This window comes from Xanthomonas cannabis, from assembly GCF_040616535.1.
Classification (GTDB): domain Bacteria; phylum Pseudomonadota; class Gammaproteobacteria; order Xanthomonadales; family Xanthomonadaceae; genus Xanthomonas; species Xanthomonas cannabis.
On the sequence record NZ_CP136580.1, the window covers coordinates 3,074,548 to 3,093,123 of the forward strand.

Below are 18,576 nucleotides of genomic sequence, written 5' to 3' on the forward strand. Positions count from 1 at the left end.
CGCGGAGGTTCCCTATCGTTTGGTCGAAATCGTGCCGGTGACGCCGGTCTTTTTCGCGTCCACACCGGTGCCGCCCTGTTTGGCAGCGGCAACCGCATCGGCATTGAGCGCGCTCGGCGGATGGCCGGCATTGGGGCCTTTGCCCAGCGCAGCGATCAGGTTGTCCACCGCCAGCTGCACCATCGCGCGGCGCGTGGCCAGGCTGGCGCTGCCGATATGCGGGGTGAGCACCACGTTGCGCAGCGCCAGCAGTTCCGGGCGCACGCGCGGCTCGCCTTCGTAGACATCCAGGCCGGCACCGGCCAGGCGCCCGTTGGCCAGCGCATCGGCCAGCGCCAGCTCATCGACGATGCCACCGCGGGCGATATTCACCAGCGTGGCGGTAGGGCGCATCTTGCCCAGCGCCGCCGCATCGATGATGTGGTGCGAATCCTTGGTGTACGGCAGCACCAGCAGCAGGTGATCTGACTGCGCCAGCAACGTCTCGAAATCGACGTACTGCGCGCCCAGCGCCTGTTCGGTGGCGGCCGGCAGCTGGCTGCGGTTGTGATACAGCACACGCATGCCGAAGCCGTGTGCGCCGCGGCGTGCGATGCCCTGCCCGATCCGGCCCATGCCCAGGATGCCGAGCGTGCTGCCGTGGATATCGGCGCCGAGCATGGTCTTGAACGACCATTGCCCCCACTGCCCGTCACGCAGCCAGCGCTCGGCTTCGGTGATGCGGCGCGCGGTGGCCATCAGCAACGCGAAGCCGAGATCGGCGGTGGTTTCGGTGAGCACGTCGGGCGTATTGCTGGCCAGGATGCCGGCCGCACTCAGCGCCTCGATGTCGAGATTGTTGTAGCCCACGCCGACATTGGCGATGGCGCGCAGCTGCGGCGCCGCCGCGATTTCGGCCGCGCCGATGCGCTCGTTGAGGGTGATCAAGGCACCGTCCTGCGATGCCAGTTGCGCGGCCAGTTCGGCCGGCGAATACGCGCTGACGAGCTCGGTGGTGGTCAGCTCGAAATGCTCGCCCAGCTGCGCGACGACATCGTCGAACAGCGGCTGGCTGACCCACACCTTGGCGCGCCGCGTATCAGACATCGATCTGACCGGGAATGCGGGGCGACACCTCGCCGACATCGCCGCATTGGGCGCGATGACGCAGCGCCTGGTCCATCAACACCAGCGCCATCATCGCCTCGGCGATCGGGGTGGCGCGGATACCCACGCATGGGTCGTGCCGGCCGGTGGTGATCACATCGACCACGCTGCCGTCGGCATCCACCGTGGCGCCAGGCAGGCGCAGGCTGGAGGTGGGCTTGAGCACCATCGAGGCGGTGACCGCCTGGCCGGTGGAGATACCGCCCAGAATGCCGCCGGCATGATTGCTGAGGAAGCCTTCCGGGGTGATCAGGTCGCGGTGTTCGGTGCCCTTCTGCGCCGCGCTGGCGAAACCGTCGCCGATCTCCACGCCCTTGACCGCATTGATGCTCATCAAGGCGGCGGCCAGTTCGGCATCGAGCTTGCCGTAGATCGGCTCGCCCCAGCCTGCCGGCACGCCGCCGGCCACCACGTCCACGCGCGCGCCGACCGAATCGCCGGACTTGCGCAGCGCATCCATGTAGCTTTCCAGCTCCGGCACCTGCGCGGCGTGCGGCCAGAAGAACGGGTTGTCTTCCACCGCATCCCAGTCGAAACCGGTCGGGCGGATTTCGCCCAGCTGCGAGAGAAATCCGCGCACCAGCACCCCGTAACGCTGCTTGAGCCACTTCTTGGCGATGACGCCGGCGGCCACACGCATGGTGGTTTCGCGCGCCGACGAACGTCCACCACCGCGCGGGTCGCGGATGCCGTACTTCTGCCAATAGGTGTAATCCGCATGGCCGGGGCGGAACTGCTGGGCGATGTTGCTGTAGTCCTTGCTGCGCTGATCGGTGTTGCGGATCAGCAGCCCGATCGGCGTGCCGGTGGTGCGGCCTTCGTACACGCCGGACAGGATCTCGATCTCGTCGGCCTCGCGGCGCGCGGAGGTATGCCGGCTCTTGCCGGTGGCGCGCCGCTGCAGGTCGTGGGTGAATTCTTCCGGTGCGATTTCCAGGCCGGGCGGGCAGCCATCGACGACGCAGCCGATGGCCGGCCCGTGCGATTCACCGAAGGTGGTGACGGTAAACAGCTTGCCGAACGAATTGGCACTCATGCGCGCAGGCTCATCGCTGCGCGGCCAGCTCGCTGATGCGCGCGTGGTGTGCGATCAGCTCGCGGCATTCCACCGCAAAGATGCCCATCTGCCCGACCTTGAACTCGACCCAGGCCAGATCCACCTCCGGCAGTAGCTTGATCAGGTGCTGCTCGGATTCGCCCACTTCGCAGATCAGCAAGCCATCTTCGCTCAGGTGCTGCGGCGCATCGCGCAGGATCTTCAGCACCAGATCCAGGCCATCGTCGCCGGCACGCAGGCCGAGTTCGGGCTCGTAGGAATACTCCTGCGGCAGCGCATCGGTTTCGTCGTTGGTGACGTACGGCGGGTTGGTGACGATCAGGTCGTACCGACGCCCGGCCAGGCCAGTGAACAGGTCCGACTTGAGCAGGGTGACGTTGTCGGCATGCAGGCGCGCCTTGTTGTCGGCAGCCAGTGCCAGCGCGTCGTCGCTGATGTCCACGCCATCCACATCCCAGTGCGGGTTGTAGTGGCCCATGGCAATGGCGATGCAGCCCGAGCCGGTGCACAGGTCCAGCGCGCGGGTGACTTCGCGGCCGCCCAGCCAGGGCTCGAAGCCGGCTTCGATGAGTTCGGCGATCGGCGAGCGCGGCACCAGCGCACGCGCGTCGCTCTTGAAACTCAGCCCGGCGAACCAGGCCTCACCGGTCAGGTACGCCGCCGGGACGCGCTCGGTGATGCGACGCTCGAACAGGCCGAGTACCCGCTCTTTTTCCTCACGCAGCAGACGCGCCTGGCCGTAGGCCGGGCCCAGGTCGTGCGGCAGATGCAGGCTGTGCAGCACCAGTTGGGTGGCTTCGTCCAGCGCGTTGTCGTAGCTGTGGCCGAAGGTCAGACCGGCTGCATTGAAACGGCTGGTGCCGTAGCGGATCAGGTCGATGATGGTGTGCAGTTCGTCGGCCGCGGCGGCAGTCATGGCAACAACTAAAGAGGAATCGGCCCACGATTATAGAGGTCGGATCGGTATCATGAGCGTCCGTTGCACTGGAAACCGCCATGTTCAATCGCAATACCGGCATCGTGCTGCTGGTGGCGCTGGCCGCCGGCCTGGGGCTCTTGCTGGGGCAGAAGTTCCTCGGCGGCACGCCCAGCTCGCCCTGGCCCCCCACCCAGACCATCACCTTTTACCCGCAGCCGCGCCCGCTGCCGCAGTTCAGCCTGCGCCAGTCCGACGGCACCCAGCTGGTGCCAGGTGAACTGAAGGGGCATTGGACGCTGGTGTTTCTGGGCTTCACCTTCTGCCCGGATGTGTGCCCGACCACGCTGACCGATCTGGCGGTGGCGCAGCAGCAGTGGGAAAGCATTCCCGATGGCCTGCGCCCGCGCGTGCTGTTCGTCTCGGTGGACCCGCAGCGTGACCCGCCCGCGCGGCTGGGCGAATACGCGCATGCCTTCCACAAGGACACCCTGGCCGCCACTGCCGATGTTCCGGCGCTGGAGCGCTTTGCCACCGCGCTGGGCTTCGTGTTCCAGAAGGTGCCGGGCAAGGGGTTTGCGCAGAATCCCAACGACTACAGCATGGATCATTCGGCCGGCATCGCCGTGCTCGATCCGCAAGGCCGCCTGGCCGGGCTGATCCGTCCCCCGCTCGACCCGAAGGCGATTGCCGCCGATCTCCAACAGCTGACCAAGGTAACCGCCCCGTGAGTCTCGTCACTTCCCTGACCTACGTGCTGCCGCACCGGTTGCTGTCGTCGCTGGCGCGCGCGCTGGCCTATTCCGATACGCCGTCCACCAAGCAGTGGTTGATCGACACGGTGACGCGCAAATTCGGCGTGGACCTGAGCGAAGCGCAGGAGCCTGACCCGCGCGCCTATCCCACCTTCAATGCGTTTTTTACCCGCGCCTTGAAGCCCGGCGCGCGCGTGCCCGATGCCGACCCGGCAGCGTTGCTGATGCCGGCCGACGGCCGCATCAGCCAGCTCGGCCCGATCGAGAACGGCCGCATTTTCCAGGCCAAGGGGCAGTCGTTCACCGCCACCGAGTTGCTCGGCGATGAAGCGGCCGCAGTACCGTTCAACAACGGCCTGTTCGCCACCGTGTACCTGTCGCCCAAGGACTATCACCGCGTGCATATGCCGTGGACCGGCACCCTGCGCGAAACCGTGCATGTGCCTGGCCGGCTGTTCAGCGTGGGCCCGGACGCGGTGCGCAATGTGCCGCGCCTGTTCGCGCGCAACGAGCGGCTGGTGTGCCACTTCGACACCGACTTTGGCCCGATGGCGTCGGTGATGGTGGGCGCGCTGCTGGTCTCCGGCGTGGAGACGGTCTGGAGCGGCGTGGAGATTCCGCGCTATGGCGACCGCATCACGCGCAAGGATTACCGCGGCAAGGGCATCGTGCTGGATCGGTTTGCGGAGATGGCCAGGTTCAACTACGGCTCGACCGTGATCGTGTTGCTGCCGCCGGGTGTGGCCACGCTCGATGGTGCACTTGCTGCCGAGACATCGGTGCGGCTGGGGCAAGCGCTTGCGCGTCGCCAGTGAATTGCAACGACACCGTCTTAGGAGCGGACCTGGTCGCGGCCAGGCATTCCCAATGATGCGTCGCCCCTACGCGCGCCGTTTTGCTCAGCCCAGATAACGCAACACACTGCACACAACAGGACTACCTGGACGGCTTCGTCGCGGCCGGGTCCGCTCCTACGGCAAGCAGCCTTGTCGTGCGCTCGCCGCCATCGTAGGAGCGGACCTTGCCGCGACGAGGCATTCCCGACAAGGCGTCGCACACCCGCGCGCCGTTTGCCAAGCCTTCGATTGAAAACACGCTGCCCAGACCCGGGCTAACGGAGCGGCGTTCGCGCGGCCTGGCCTGCTCCCACGCCAGCGGGTTCAGGCCGATGCGCACCGCCGTCTGAAGGGTGCGGCCATCAGTACGGCACCACCTGCGCAACTCAGCGGTCGCAGCCCGCCAGCTTGATGCTCTGCCCCGGCTTGAGCGCGTACGCCGGCGCCTTCAGGCCGTTGGCCTTGGCCAGCTCCTTGATCTCGCACTGGTACTTGTTCGCCACGCGGCCGAGCGTGTCGCCCTTGGCGATGGTGTAGCTGCGCGCCTGCCTGGCCTTGGGCTTGGCGACCGCCGGCTGGCCGGTGGCCACGGTGGTCGGCACGCCGGCCATCGGGCTCACGTCGCCGACCGCCACGCTTGGCGTGTACTCGGGCGATGCGCTGCTGCGCACGATGGCGTTGTTGAGATCGGCCGTGATCAGGGTGCGTGCCAGGTCCGCACGCGGGCCGCTCACGCAGTAACGCGTGTACAGGCTGGCGATGCGATTGGTGGCGTTGATGACGGTGCCGGCCGGAATCCAGCCATCGGATTCGTAGCGCGGGTTGAGGTTGCGCAGCGCACGCATGTAGCCATCACGCGCGCCCATGCCACCCAGGCAAATGGTGAGTTCGTAGATCGTGGTCGACTTGGCCAGCTTGAGCGTGGCCGGCTGCGCGTCGAGCTTGGGGAAGTCCACGCCGTACTGTCGCGGGTGCAGGAAGATCCACGCCGCCGCAATCACCATCGGCACGTAGTCCTTGGTTTCGGCCGGGAACTGGTTATAGACATCCTGTTCCCAGAAGCCGCGCCCGCCGAACTGCGAGAACACGCGTGCCGCGCGCCCTTCGCCGCCGTTGTAGGCGGCCAGTGCCAGCTCGATGCTGCGGTTGAGCCCGGCCATGCGCTCGTTGAGATAGGCGGCGCTGGCTTCGGCGGCGCTGCGTGCATCGAAGCGCGTGTCGAAGCCGGTGCCGTCCGGGCCCAGCCCGAAACGGCGCCCGGTGGCCGGCATGAACTGCATCAGTCCGGCCGCGCCGGCGCGCGAATTGGCGTGCACCTTGCCGTTGGATTCCTTGGCCATGATGCCGAACAGCAGCGCCTCCGGCAGCCCGCGCTTCTGCCATTCCGGCCACATCACCCCGCGCAGGTTGCTGTAGTTGTCGTAGCTGGTCATCAGCGCCGGGCGCATGTCGGTCAGCCAGCGCCGGATGCCGGCCTGCACCGCCGGGTTGTACTGCACCATCTTGTCGAACTCGTGGCGCTGGTCGTTGAGCAGCGTCGCCGCCCGCGCCGCCTCGGGCACGCCGTTGGAAGCCGGGCCGAGATGGTCGGGGTCGGCCTGCAGCAGAGTATCGTCATCTTCCGGGTCTTCGGCAGCCGGCGCTTCGGCATCGGCGCGCGCCTTGAGCAGGCGCTTGTAGGTGGCCAGTTGATTGGCGACCAGGCAACCGCGCTGCTTGATGCAGGCGTCGATGACGTCCTCCATGTCCTCCAGTGCAGCGTCGCCCTCGGCGGTGCCCTTCGGATCGGAGTTGTTCACCAGCACCAGCGCATCGCGGTAACGCTTTTCGGCGGCGGCCATGCGCGCATCGAGCGCGGCGGCCTTCTCCGTGTCGCGTTTGGAGATCGCGTGGGCGGCGGGGACGACAGACATCAGCGCCACCACAGCCAGGACAGGCCATGGGCGCAAACCAAAATGAGCGAGCGGCATCGTAGGCAGTACAGCGGAAAGGCAGGCAGGGTAGCCGCCGGGGCGATACCGGGGCAAGGCGCGGCGGACGCCAGGGTCAGTGGCCCGTTAGCTTGGCGAGTGGGCGACATGCAGCGACATCGCATCGGTACGGCGGTTCGAGGACGGGCCGGCACAGCGCCGACCGCCCCGCGCCGCAGGCATGCCAACCCGATCGCAGGGCCAGCCCCCCCCTCGTCGTTACCGCCCGCCTGGACGAGTGAGGTTGCCCGCTAGAATCGGCGTCTTTCTTTCACCGGATCTGTGCCATGGCCTCGTTCCTGCTCGGCAAAGGCGTTACCGACGACATCCCGGTCACCCTGGAAGGCCGCTTCGGCAATCGGCATGGCCTGGTGGCCGGCGCCACCGGCACCGGCAAGACCGTGACCCTGATGACCTTGGCCGAAGGCTTTTCGCGGTTGGGGGTGCCGGTGTTCCTGGCCGACGTGAAGGGCGACGTCGCCGGGCTGGCCGTGGCCGGCGACGGCGCGCCCGCTGTGCTGCAGCGCGCCACGGAAGTGGGCATCGCCGACTACGCGCCGGCCGCCAGCCCGGTGGTGTTCTGGGACCTGTTCGGTCAGCTCGGCCACCCGGTGCGCACCACCGTGAGCGAAATGGGCCCCACCCTGCTTGCGCGCATCCTGGAACTCAACGACACCCAGGCCGGCGTGCTGGACATCGTGTTCAAACTCGCCGACGACCGTGGCCTGTTGCTGCTGGATCTGGACGACCTGCGCGCGTTGCTGTCGCTGGTGGTGGAAGAGCGCAAGGAACTGTCCACCAGTTACGGACTGGTGTCGGCGCAGTCGGTGGCCGCGATCCAGCGCGCGCTGCTGCGGCTGGCGCAGGACGGCGGCGAGCAGTTCTTCGGTGAACCGGCGCTGGAACTGGCCGAGTTGATGCGCGTGGCCCCGGATGGCCGCGGCGTGATCGGCATCCTGGCGGCCAATCAACTGGTACTCAAGCCGAAGCTGTATTCCACCTTCCTGCTGTGGTTGCTGTCCGAACTGTTCGAGGGCTTGCCGGAAGTGGGCGACCTGGACCAGCCCAAGCTGGTGTTCGTCTTCGACGAGGCGCACCTGTTGTTCGACGATGCGCCGGCCGCGCTGGTGCAGCGCATCGAACAGGTGGTGCGCTTGATTCGTTCCAAGGGCGTTGGGGTGTATTTCTGCTCGCAGTTTCCCGACGACATCCCGGACACCATCCTCGGCCAGCTCGGCAACCGCGTGCAGCACGCGTTGCGCGCCTACACCCCGCGTGACCAGAAGGCGGTCAAGACCGCCGCGCAGACCTTCGTGGCCAATCCCAGGCTCGACGTGGCCAGCGCCATTTCCAGCCTGGGCACCGGCGAAGCCCTGGTATCGCCATTGCAGGGCAAGGGCGTGCCGGCGCCGGTGCAGCAGACGCTGATCGCACCGCCGCGTTGCCGCATGGGCGCCATCAGCGCGCCCGAACGCGCGCAGGTCCGCGCGGCCAGCCCGGTTGGTACCCGCTACGACACCGCGATCAATCGCGAATCGGCCGCCGAACTGCTGGCACGCCGCGTAGAACAGGTGGCCACGCAGACCGCCGCCCCGCCCGCGCGTAGCCGCGAGCAGGAGGACGCGCAGGACAGCGGCTTCGGCAAGGCGGTCAAGGATGCCGTGTTCGGCACCGGGCGTCGCCAGGGCATGCTGGAAACGATGGCCAAGCAGACATCGCGCACCATCGGCAGCAAGATCGGGCAGCAGATCGTGCGGGGTATTTTTGGAAGTATTTTTGGCGGGAAGCGCTGAGCTCGACGCCCACCAAGGAATGCCATGAGCAAGGATGCGAAGAATACGACGACAAAGTGCTGCGAAGAACGCGCTGACGGCGGCGCGCCCTATCTTCGCGCGAAGGCCTTTGGCGCGATAAGCGACTTTTAAGCAGGCTCCTGGTGGACTGGCCGTCACGATTCTGCTGATGCGGTTTACCTGCCTTGTCACGCGTAAGCCGCGTGACTTTGTCGGCTTGCAGGTTCCAACCCAAGAAAAGCCGCCTTGCAACGCTTGCGCTCACGGATGCTCATACGCGAGCTAGTCCAGCACGCCATGCAGCTTGGCGTACTGCAGCAGCATGATGGTCTTGGCGTCGGCGATGTCGCCGGAGCCGATCATTGCCAGCGCATCGTCGAGTGACATTTCTAGCACCTCGATCTCCTCGCCGTCCTCTTCGACGCCGCCGCCTTCGCTCACCTTGTCCCCGTCGAAATATTCGCCGACGAAGAAGTACAGCCGCTCGGTGACCGAGCCCGGGCTCATGAAGGCCTCGAACACCTTGCGCACGTGATCGATGCGATAGCCGGTTTCCTCTTCGGTTTCCTTGCGGATACAGGTCAGCGCATCGTCCTGATCGAGCAGGCCGGCGCAGGCTTCGATCAACAGGCCGTCGGGATTGCCGTTGAGCAGGGTCGGCAGGCGAAATTGCCGGGTTAACATCACCGTCTGCCTGGCGCGGCTGTAGAGCAGGATGGTGGCGCCGTTGCCGCGGTCGTATGCCTCGCGCGACAGGGTCTGCCAACGGCCGTCCTTGCGCAGGAAGTCGAAGGTGACCTTGCGGAGCACATACCAGTTGTCGGACAGCACATCGATGCTGCGAATACGGACCTGTGGGGTGTCCAGGGTCGATGGATTCACGCGGAGCTCCTTGCGATAGGAAAAGGACAGGCGCCATGGGGTGGCATGGGAAGCGCATGGCATCTGGGGCGCTCGGCCCCACGCGGCGAACCGGCGACAGCGAGCGGCAGGCCGCAGGCAGCTGACTCGCCCGGACCGCAGTGGCCGAAAGGCGTCGACGCCCAATTGCACGAGGCCGCGCATCGTCGCACAATCCTTTCACATCACACGCTTGGGGAGCGTCATGGAAGACCGTTTTCGCGCGCGCAAGGCCGTGCAGGCCGCGCCTGCGCCGTTCTGGACCCGCATTCCCGCCATTGCCACTTACCCGCTGCGCGGCTCGGCGCTGTATGCGCTGATCGCGCTGACGCTATGCAGTGCATTGCTGGTGTTGCCGGGCATTCTGAAGCTGCTGGTCATGGGCGTGCTGGGCATGGCGACCTACACCTACGCCTTCGACATCCTGCGCCACACCGCCGATGGGCAAGCCGATGCGCCCCGGCTCGGATACAACAGCTTCGACAGCGCGGTGCTGCGCCTGATCCTGCTGGCCATCGCGCTGGGCATCGTGATCGGCGCCGCCGCCGTGGTCGCGGGCCCGTTCGGGCTGACCATCGCCTATGTGGCAACCCTGTTGCTGTTGCCCGGCATGCTCATTTCGCTTGCCATCGACGGCAGCCTGCGGCGCGCATTGAACCCTGCGGTATCGATCGACATGGCGATGCGCATCGGCTGGCCATATCTGGCCGCCTACGGGCTGCTGTATGTGATCCAGGGCAGCGGCACGGCGGCGGCGTTCATTGCACTGACATATCTGCCGCCCATCGTGCGCGAGGCGACCACGCTGGTGGCCTCCATCTGGGCCCTGTTCGCCAGCTTCCATCTGATGGGGTATCTGGTCTACCAGTACCACGAAGCGCTGGGCTATACCCCCAGTGGTGGCGACGTGCAGGAACGTGCCGATCCGGATCAGCGCCTGCTCGATGAAGCCGAACACCATGTGCGCGAGGGTCACACCGACGAGGCCTTTCAGGCAGTGCGCGGTGCGGTGCGCTCGCGTGCGGTGAGCCTGGCGGTGCACGAGCTGTATCAACGCCTGCTCCGACAGCACCATCGCAGCGACGAACTACGCGAACACACCCGGCACTACATCAACCGCCTGCTGCAGGAGAGGCAGGAACGCCGCGCGCTCGCACTGCAGCGCGAAGCGCTGGACAGCGACCCTGCATTCACCCCGCTGCTGCCGGAGCAGGCCACCTTGCTGGCCGAGCGCGCCAAGGTGGCCGGGCAGTTCCAGCTGGCCACCGATGGCTTGCTGGCCGCCATCGCAGCCTGGCCGCGCGACCCGATGCTGCCGAGCTGGTCGCTGGATGCGGGCCTGATGCTGGCCGAGCGCTTCGGCCGCGACGACCAGGCACGTGCGCTGCTGCAACACGCAACGGAGCGCTGCGACGATGCAGCGCAGCGCGCAAAGCTGGATGCGGCATTGCGCGCCGTTGCGATCCAGCCGGCGTAAAGACAGCCGCGCAGGGGCGCGAGCGATCGTCAGCGTGGCACGTCGGCCGATGGCTGCGGCCAACTTATGGCCGCTGACAAAACCACTGCGCTCACCGCCAGGCGGGCACGGCGGGTGCTCGGAATAGGAAGGTACACGCGCGCACCCGCTTCCTCCGCGCCATGCGCCCCCACCTGACAACGGCTCGCCAGGTGTCGTTCGCCACGCTCATCCGTTCTCGAGCAGAAACCGTGCCTTGGCCGCCTGCCCCTGCTCGGGAAACTGGTCCAGCACCTGGCGCAGCAAACGCGTGCGCTGCTCCCCGGCGTGCAGGTCGCCGTGGCGCAGTGCCAGCACGAACCATCGCTGGGCAAGCTCGGCCCGCGGCGCGTCGCTTTCGCAGTCCTTCAACACACGCTCGGCATCGGCCAGCAGCCCGTTGCTGAGGCAGGCGTCGACCAAGGCCATGCGAGCCGGCAGCTCGCACAGGGCCAGGTCCTTGCCCAGCTCTGCTGCCACGCCCAACTGGAGCCGCGCCTGTTCTGCCGTATGCGACGGCAGGCGCAATATGGTCTGCGCGTGTCGCAGCATGTCCTGCCTGCTCCCGGCATTGCGCGCAACGCGGTAGCGCGCCAGCGCGATTTCCAGGCTCTGCGGCATTTCATCGGCAAGCTCGGCCAGCAACCGCTCTGCCTCACGGTTTTCCATACGCCCCAGATGCGACTGCGCGCGCGCCCAGCGATCATCGGCCTGCGCAGGCTCGTGCTCGTCCATGAACGCCGGGCGGATCTGACGCGTGGCCACGAGGATCGCGCCCAGCAGCGCGCCACTGACCAGGCCGCCGGCATGCGCCTCGAACGCCACCGAGCCGTTCTCGCTCCACAGCAGGCTGTAGATTTCCCAGCCAAGCCATAGCGGCAGCAACAGGATTGCAGGCCCACGCACGTAGTTGAACACCACGAAAAACCAGTAGAAGAACCGCACCCGACGGCGGCCCCAGACCACGCAAAATGCGCCCATCAGTGCGGCAATGGCGCCGGACGCGCCCAGCCCGCCACCGGGCTGGCCCCAACGCCACAACAGGCTCGCCGCACTGGCGCCGAAGCCGCCCGCCAGGTACAGCAGCAGGAACCATCCGCTGCCGATCGCACCTTCCAGCAAGGTACCCAGCGCCAGCAGAAACACCATGTTGCCGAACAGATGATTCAGGTCTCCATGCAGGAAGGTGGCCGACAGCATGCGCGCCGGCGACCATTCGGTGCTGTGTTGCAGATGGCGCAACGTGAATACCTTGGACAGCCGCGCGTCGTACGGCGCGCGCAAGCCCTGCCATTGGCGCAGCTGTTCTTCGTTGTTGAACAGCGTGCCGCCGCGCAACGCCTGCGCAAAGGCGACATCGTGCATCGTCAGGTGGGCCAGATAGGCGGTGCGCTGGCGCGCAGGAGCGGCAGCCAGCTTGCCCTGCCGCGCAGCACGCAACCTGGGGTCGCTGGTGTGTTCCAGATAGCGGGTGTGCGCCGCCGCTTCCAGCGTGCCCAGCCCGGAGTCGACGTAGTAGCGCACGGCATCCTCGACCAGCGCATCGTCCTTGCGCTGATAACCGACGTAGACGACCACGTTGATCAGTACCAGCAGCAGCGTCACCCAGGGAATGTTCTGGCGCGACCAGGGTTTGTGCAGCGGCATGAGCAGCATGACGACATCCGTGTCCGAGAATGGCGCAAAGCTTCGCTGTGCGGCGGCAGATGCGCAAGCACGCCATGCGCGCTAGCATCGCGCCCCCGCCGTTCGATGCCCCGCCCGACCATGAGCCGCTGGCGCCCGCCTGCCGAAAAAAGCACCGCACTGATCACCCCGGAAGGACATGCGCGCCTCAAGGCCGAGCTGGAAGAGCTGTGGCGCGTGCGCCGGCCGGAGGTGGTGCGCGCACTGGCTGCGGCCGCTGCGGAAGGCGACCGCTCGGAAAACGCGGAGTACACCTATCGCAAGAAGCAGCTGGGCGAGATCGACCGCCGCGTGCGCTACCTGAGCAAGCGCCTGGAAGCGCTGCGCGTGGTGGACACCGCGCCCACCGACCCGCAGGCGGTGTTTTTCGGCGCGCTGGTGGAACTGGAAGATGCCGATAGCGGCGAACTGCTGCGCTACCGCATCGTCGGCCCGGACGAAACCGATGCCGCACGCGGCTGGATCAGCATCGATTCGCCGCTGGCGCGCGCGCTGCTGAAAAAGCGCGTGGACGACGAATTCGACGCGCAACTGCCGTCTGGCAAGCACAGCTTCGTGGTGGTGTCGGTGGATTACACCGGCCAGTAGCCGCGTGATTGCATTCCGCTGACGCTCGGCGGCCGGGGCCAGGATGACCTTGGCGCGTGCAGGAGCGCACGTGTGCGCGATGGGGGCATCATCGATAACGCCTCACCGCGCACAAGTGCGCTCCTACAGACGGCGGTGTCCCGACACGTGGCCGGTTACACCATCTGCAGATTCAACGACCGCCCTTGCTGGATCGCGCCATTGGCCGGCAGCGCATCGCCGAACAGGTCGTGCTCGTCACTGTCGGTGATTTCCACGTCGACCAGGTCGCCCACCTTCAACTGGAGCTCGCCGCCGTTCTGGATATGCACCAGGCCGTCGATTTCCGGTGCGTCCGCGCGCGAACGTGCCACCGCGATGTCGTCTTCGATCAGATCCACCAGGCATTGCTGCACGCTGCCGATCTTGGCTTCCAGACGCAGCGCAGAGATCTCCGCCTGCTTGGCCATGAAGCGCGCCAGGCGCTCCTGCTTGACCTCTTCCGGCACCTGATCCGGCAGCGCATTGGCGCTGGCGCCATCCACCGGCGAGTAAGCGAACGCGCCCACGCGATCGAGCTGCGCCTGGTCCAGGAAGTCCAGCATGGACGCGAACTCGGCCTCGGTTTCACCGGGGAAGCCAACGATGAAGGTCGAGCGCACGGTGATCTCCGGGCACATCGCCTTCCAGCGTTGCACACGCTCCAGGGTTTTTTCCACCGCGCCCGGGCGCTTCATCAGCTTGAGGATGCGCGGGCTGGCGTGCTGGAACGGGATGTCCAGATACGGCAACAGCTTGCCTTCGGCCATCAGCGGAATGACGTCGTCCACGTGTGGGTACGGGTAGACGTAATGCAGGCGCGTCCACACGCCCAGCTCCGACAGGCCTTCGCACAACGCCTTCATGCGGGTCTGGTACATGCGGTCGCGCCACGGGCGCTCGGCGTACTTCAGATCCACGCCGTAGGCGGAGGTGTCCTGCGAGACCACCAGCAGCTCCTTGACCCCGCCACGCACCAGCCGCTCGGCCTCGCGCAACACTTCGTCCACCGGACGCGAGACCAGATCGCCGCGCATCGAGGGGATGATGCAGAAGCTGCAGCGATGGTTGCAGCCTTCGGAAATCTTCAAGTAAGCGTAATGCCGCGGCGTCAGCTTGATGCCGTAGTCCGGCACCAGATCCACGAACGGGTCGTGCCGCGGCGGTAGCGCGGCGTGCACCGCTTCCATCACGCTCTGGTAGTCCTGCGGGCCGGACACCGCCAGCACCTGCGGGTAGGCCTCGCGGATCTGCTCCGGGCGCTTGCCCAGGCAGCCGGTGACGATCACCTTGCCGTTGGCGTTCATCGCCTCGCCGATCGCATCCAGCGATTCGGTCACCGCCGAATCGATGAAGCCGCAGGTATTGACCACCACCACGTCGGCTGCGTCGTAGCTGGGCACGATGTCGTAGCCCTCCACGCGCAGCTGGGTGAGGATGCGTTCGGAATCGACGAGCGCCTTCGGGCAGCCAAGGCTGACGAAGCCGACTTTGGGGTTCAGCTGGGACATGGAAGCAGGAGCCTGGGAGTGGAGCGGCCTGGGGCCTGGGCAGGGCCAATTATAGCGGCGCGGGCAGCGCTCTGAACCGCCGCGCCTCGCCAGCGGGGTCGGCTTTGCGAAACCCTCACTTTTCACGATGCCGGTCCGGTCGATAATGCGCGCCTCCCCCGCCGCACATCAGGAATTCCCATGGGTCACTGGACCACGCTCGACACCCCCGACGGCCAGGTTGCTGCCTGGCACGCCACCCCCGCCTCCAGCCCGCGCGGCGGCCTGGTGGTGATTCAGGAGATCTTCGGCGTCAACGAACATATCCGCGCGGTTGCCGATGATTACGCCGCGCGCGGCTACGAGGTGCTGGCACCGGCCTTCTTCGATTTGGAAGAAAAGGACGTGCAGCTGCCCTACGACCAGGAAAGCGTCCAGCGCGGTCTGGCCTTGGCCAATGCGGTCGGCCTGGAGCGCGCGGTGGAGGTGGTGAAATCCGCCGCCACGCTGCTGACCCGCGCCGGCAAGGTGGGCACGGTGGGCTATTGCTGGGGCGGCTCGGTGGCGCTGCTGTCGGCCATCCGTCTGGGCCTGCCCTCGGTGAGCTACTACGGCGGCCGCAACACCCAGCTGCTGGACGAAACCCCCAAGGCACCGGTGATGTTCCACTTCGGCGAGCAGGACGCCAGCATTCCGCCAGAGGCGATCCAGGCCCACCGCGAGAAGCTGCCGCAGATGGAAACCTTCGTGTACCCCACCGGCCATGCCTTCAATCGCAGCATCGACCCCACCCACTACGACGCCGACAGCGCCGAACGCGCGCTGGAACGCACCTTGGGCTTCTTCGAAGCGCACCTGGGATGAGTGCACCGGCATCCGGCAGTGCTGTAGCGGACGGGTTTCAGCTGGATCCGCGCCTGGCGGCCGACACGGTGTTCGTCGCCGACGGGCCGTTGTCGCAGGTCCGCCTGATGGACGACACACGCTTCCCGTGGCTGGTGCTGGTGCCACGGGTGGCCGATGTCAGCGAGTGGATCGATCTGGATGGCGGCCAGCAGCGTCTGTTGCTGGCCGAGATCAACCAGCTCTCGCAGTTGCTGCGCGTGGAGCCGGGCGTGGGCAAGCTCAATCTCGGTGCGCTGGGCAATATCGTGCGGCAGCTGCACGTGCATCTGGTCGGCCGCCATCCCGGCGATGCGGCCTGGCCCGGGCCGGTCTGGGGCAGTGGCAGCGCGCAGCGATTTGCCGCCGACGCCCTGCAGGAGCGTGTCGCGGCATGGGCGCAACGGCTACGATAGGCGCCCGTTCGCCAACCTGCCTTCTCGCATGAAATCCAATGTCGTCGCCGCGCTGATCCTGATCCTGGTGGGCCTGCTGTTCCTGGCCAACAACCTGGGCTGGACCAATCTCAGTCTTGGCCGGCTGATCGCCACCTGGTGGCCGGCGGCGCTGGTCGCCTGCGGCATCGGGATGCTGTTCGGGCGCGGCAAGTAGGTCGGGCGGGGATTCGGGAATCGGGATTGGGGAATCGCAACAGCGGCACCCTGGTGCTGATGGCTAGCGTGACAGTTCTGCGGCGGCACCCTGGCGCCTGTCCTTCTCCCCTCGGGACCTTGTCCTCCTTCATGGGGGAGAAGGTGCCCCGCAGGGGCGGATGAGGGTACGGGCGAAGCCTCGTGCACTCGCTAGTGGCAGCACCCAAAACCCGCAGCTCATGTGCTTATCGCAGGAGAGCCCGCCCTACCCTTGGACTGATGCCTGCTCTTAGCGCAGGTAGCCTGCAGCTACCGGACATGACGTTTGTCATCCGCAACTATTGACTTCTGGCACCTGATCGGCAGCCGTATCGCGCGCAGCATGGCCTCACACCAACCGAGGATGTCGCCATGCACTACCGCCTGATTCCTGCCCTGTTTCTGATCGTCCTGGGCGCGCTGTTTCTGCTGGACAACCTGGGGCTGGCCGATCTGGATGTGGGCCACCTGATCGCCACCTGGTGGCCGGCCTTTCTGATCGCTGCCGGCGTGCGCCAGCTGCTGCGTTACCGCGAAAAAGCCGCCGCGACCTGCTGAAGGCCACGGCAGCCCATGCCTCAGGTCCGCGGCAAGGTCACGCCGGTCTGGCCCTGGTACTTGCCGCCACGGTCCTTGTACGAGGTCTCGCACACTTCATCGGACTGGAAGAACAGCATCTGCGCCACGCCTTCGTTGGCGTAGATGCGCGCCGGCAACGGCGTGGTATTGCTGAATTCCAGCGTCACGTGACCTTCCCATTCCGGCTCCAGCGGAGTCACGTTGACGATGATGCCGCAGCGCGCGTAAGTGCTCTTGCCCAGGCACACCACCAATGTGTCGCGCGGAATGCGGAAATATTCCACCGTACGCGCCAACGCGAAGCTGTTCGGCGGGATGATGCAGACATCGGATTCGATGTCGACAAAGCTGCCCGGGTCGAAATGCTTCGGATCAACGATCGTCGAGTTGATGTTGGTGAAGATCTTGAACTCGCGCGAGCAGCGCACGTCGTAGCCGTAGCTGGAGGTGCCGAAGCTGACGATGCGCTGCCCGGCGGCGTCGTGCTTGATCTGCCCGGGCTCGAACGGCTCGATCATCGCGTGCTGTTCGGCCATGCGCTTGATCCAGCGGTCGCTCTTGATGCTCATGCGGTGTTCCTTGAAGACGGAAGGCGGCGGGCCGAGCGGCCCGCGCGAAGACGGCGAATTCTAGCAAGCGGCCGGCATCGGCGGCCGGCCGGTGTACTGAGAGTAGCGAACAGAACGTCGCGAGCAGACCTCAGCTGGGCGTAGACGGCGCTGGGGAACCGCAGCGTGCGAAAGGTACATGCCGATTCGAACACCGGCCGCGCCCGCCTGGCGGTGAGCGCAGTCGTTTAGCTGGCTGCCCTATAGCAGCGAGGCCGAAATCGGGATGCTGGCGCGCGGGCGCTTGCCCAGCTCCTCGGCCAGGCGCGCGGCAGCGGCCAGATACGCCTGCGCTGCTGCCGATTCCGGCGCGGCCACCACAATGGGTTGACCGGCATCGCCCTGCTCGCGGATCCCGATCGCCAGCGGCAACGACCCCAGCAACGGCACGCCGTACTGCGCGGCCATGCGCTCGCCACCGCCTTCGCCGAACAGGTGCTCGCGATGCCCGCAGTTGCTGCAGGTATGCACCGCCATGTTCTCGACGATGCCCAGCACCGGCACCTCGACCTTTTCGAACATCTTCAAGGCCTTGCGCGCATCCAGCGTGGCGATGTCCTGGGGCGTGGTGACGATCACCGCACCGGCTACCGGAATCTTCTGCGACAGGGTCAGTTGGATATCACCGGTGCCGGGCGGCAGGTCGATCAGCAGATAATCCAGGTCGTCCCACAGGGTGTCGTTGAACAGCTGGGTCAGGGCGGAGGTGGCCATCGGGCCGCGCCAGATCATCGGCGTGTCCTGATCCACCAACAGGCCGATCGACATCGCCTCGATCCCGAACGCGCGCAAGGGCTCGATCGACTTGTTGTCCGGGCTATCCGGGCGCCCGCTCAGGCCCAGCATCGCCGGCACGCTGGGGCCATAGATATCGGCGTCCAGCACGCCCACGCGTGCGCCCTGCTGACGCAGCGCCAGCGCCAGATTTACTGCCGTGGTGGACTTGCCCACCCCACCCTTGCCCGACCCCACCGCAATGACATTGCGGATGCGCGGATGCGGGGCGAGCGCGCCCTGCACTGCATGTGCGGCAATTCTGCGTTCGCCGCTCATGCGGCGCGGCCCTGGGTTGCACCCGTCGCGGCGCGCGCGTGTTGTTTCAACTTCATCGCCATTGTCTACCCGGTTTCATCGTATGCGGAACGCAGTCACTGCCTGACCGTGCGCTCGCGAAGCCGTGCAGTTTACCGGCTCGTGTCCAAATCGCCGTACATGTCCAGCTCTA

18 protein-coding genes and 1 other RNA gene are annotated in these 18,576 nt (G+C 66.5%); 9 read left to right on the forward strand and 10 right to left on the reverse strand.

From position 1 onward, the window contains the following. Positions 1–12 precede the first annotated feature (12 nt). Genes RZV17_RS13120 through prmB form a run of 3 tightly spaced genes read right to left on the reverse strand, consistent with a single transcriptional unit; the run spans position 13 to position 3,119 of the window. Entirely contained in the window at positions 13–1,086 is a 1,074-nt protein-coding gene (locus RZV17_RS13120; protein WP_355604016.1) for a D-glycerate dehydrogenase, read from the reverse strand. After that, on the reverse strand, positions 1,079–2,182 hold the full coding sequence (gene aroC / locus RZV17_RS13125; protein ID WP_166748940.1) for a chorismate synthase: 1,104 nt from the start codon (positions 2,180–2,182) through the stop codon (positions 1,079–1,081). Before aroC ends, RZV17_RS13120 begins: the two co-directional genes overlap by 8 nt. A 10-nt stretch (positions 2,183–2,192) precedes the next feature. Further along, complete coding sequence (gene prmB / locus RZV17_RS13130) at positions 2,193–3,119, reverse strand: 50S ribosomal protein L3 N(5)-glutamine methyltransferase (RefSeq protein WP_047693191.1); 927 nt, start codon at positions 3,117–3,119, stop codon at positions 2,193–2,195. 80 nt (positions 3,120–3,199) lie between these two features. Here prmB and RZV17_RS13135 point away from each other — a divergent pair, with 80 nt between their 5' ends. Then, positions 3,200–3,850 carry an SCO family protein gene (locus RZV17_RS13135; RefSeq protein ID WP_047693192.1) on the forward strand — a complete coding sequence of 217 codons (651 nt, stop codon included), beginning with the start codon at positions 3,200–3,202 and terminating at the stop codon, positions 3,848–3,850. Further along, positions 3,847–4,689, forward strand: a complete 843-nt coding sequence (gene asd, locus RZV17_RS13140) for an archaetidylserine decarboxylase (RefSeq protein ID WP_355604021.1) — start codon at positions 3,847–3,849, stop codon at positions 4,687–4,689. Before RZV17_RS13135 ends, asd begins: the two co-directional genes overlap by 4 nt. Before the next feature lie 407 nt (positions 4,690–5,096). Here the strand turns inward: asd and RZV17_RS13145 are convergent, their stop codons facing one another. Further along, positions 5,097–6,680 (reverse strand): transglycosylase SLT domain-containing protein, encoded by a 1,584-nt coding sequence (locus tag RZV17_RS13145; protein WP_047693195.1) that lies wholly within the window; start codon positions 6,678–6,680, stop codon positions 5,097–5,099. A gap of 287 nt (positions 6,681–6,967) precedes the next feature. Between RZV17_RS13145 and RZV17_RS13150 the strand changes: the two genes are divergently transcribed. Then, positions 6,968–8,473: a helicase HerA-like domain-containing protein gene (locus tag RZV17_RS13150; RefSeq protein WP_355604025.1), complete on the forward strand. Its 1,506-nt coding sequence runs from the start codon at positions 6,968–6,970 to the stop codon at positions 8,471–8,473. 282 nt (positions 8,474–8,755) lie between these two features. Here RZV17_RS13150 and RZV17_RS13155 read toward each other — a convergent pair whose 3' ends face one another. Further along, positions 8,756–9,355 carry an NUDIX domain-containing protein gene (locus tag RZV17_RS13155; RefSeq protein WP_355604028.1) on the reverse strand — a complete coding sequence of 200 codons (600 nt, stop codon included), beginning with the start codon at positions 9,353–9,355 and terminating at the stop codon, positions 8,756–8,758. A 223-nt stretch (positions 9,356–9,578) separates the two neighbouring features. Between RZV17_RS13155 and RZV17_RS13160 the strand changes: the two genes are divergently transcribed. After that, entirely contained in the window at positions 9,579–10,850 is a 1,272-nt protein-coding gene (locus RZV17_RS13160) for a hypothetical protein (RefSeq protein WP_355604031.1), read from the forward strand. A 207-nt stretch (positions 10,851–11,057) separates the two neighbouring features. Here the strand turns inward: RZV17_RS13160 and RZV17_RS13165 are convergent, their stop codons facing one another. Further along, positions 11,058–12,524, reverse strand: coding sequence for a rhomboid family intramembrane serine protease (locus RZV17_RS13165; RefSeq protein ID WP_355604034.1), 1,467 nt, complete (start codon positions 12,522–12,524; stop codon positions 11,058–11,060). A gap of 111 nt (positions 12,525–12,635) precedes the next feature. Here RZV17_RS13165 and greB point away from each other — a divergent pair, with 111 nt between their 5' ends. Continuing rightward, complete coding sequence (gene greB, locus RZV17_RS13170) at positions 12,636–13,142, forward strand: transcription elongation factor GreB (protein ID WP_104580494.1); 507 nt, start codon at positions 12,636–12,638, stop codon at positions 13,140–13,142. Positions 13,143–13,297: 155 nt separating this feature from the next. Here the strand turns inward: greB and rimO are convergent, their stop codons facing one another. After that, positions 13,298–14,671 (reverse strand): 30S ribosomal protein S12 methylthiotransferase RimO, encoded by a 1,374-nt coding sequence (gene rimO, locus RZV17_RS13175; protein WP_047693202.1) that lies wholly within the window; start codon positions 14,669–14,671, stop codon positions 13,298–13,300. Positions 14,672–14,851: 180 nt separating this feature from the next. Between rimO and RZV17_RS13180 the strand changes: the two genes are divergently transcribed. From RZV17_RS13180 to RZV17_RS13195, 4 genes are all read left to right on the forward strand, one after another. Continuing rightward, on the forward strand, positions 14,852–15,514 hold the full coding sequence (locus tag RZV17_RS13180; RefSeq protein WP_047693204.1) for a dienelactone hydrolase family protein: 663 nt from the start codon (positions 14,852–14,854) through the stop codon (positions 15,512–15,514). Next, positions 15,511–15,948, forward strand: a complete 438-nt coding sequence (locus tag RZV17_RS13185) for an HIT family protein (protein WP_355604039.1) — start codon at positions 15,511–15,513, stop codon at positions 15,946–15,948. The genes RZV17_RS13180 and RZV17_RS13185 overlap by 4 nt, the downstream gene beginning before the upstream one ends. A gap of 28 nt (positions 15,949–15,976) precedes the next feature. Further along, positions 15,977–16,144 (forward strand): LiaI-LiaF-like domain-containing protein, encoded by a 168-nt coding sequence (locus RZV17_RS13190; RefSeq protein ID WP_003486900.1) that lies wholly within the window; start codon positions 15,977–15,979, stop codon positions 16,142–16,144. A 392-nt stretch (positions 16,145–16,536) separates the two neighbouring features. Continuing rightward, a complete protein-coding gene (locus RZV17_RS13195; RefSeq protein WP_166745086.1) occupies positions 16,537–16,722 on the forward strand; it encodes a LiaI-LiaF-like domain-containing protein in 186 nt (61 codons plus the stop codon). A gap of 20 nt (positions 16,723–16,742) precedes the next feature. Here RZV17_RS13195 and dcd read toward each other — a convergent pair whose 3' ends face one another. From dcd to apbC, 3 genes are all read right to left on the reverse strand, one after another. Then, a complete protein-coding gene (dcd, locus tag RZV17_RS13200; protein ID WP_010366727.1) occupies positions 16,743–17,312 on the reverse strand; it encodes a dCTP deaminase in 570 nt (189 codons plus the stop codon). Between the two features lie 104 nt (positions 17,313–17,416). After that, positions 17,417–17,492, reverse strand: a non-coding RNA gene (locus RZV17_RS13205) — sX9 sRNA. Between the two features lie 60 nt (positions 17,493–17,552). Beyond that, entirely contained in the window at positions 17,553–18,404 is an 852-nt protein-coding gene (gene apbC, locus RZV17_RS13210; protein WP_104580497.1) for an iron-sulfur cluster carrier protein ApbC, read from the reverse strand. Positions 18,405–18,576: the final 172 nt, after the last annotated feature.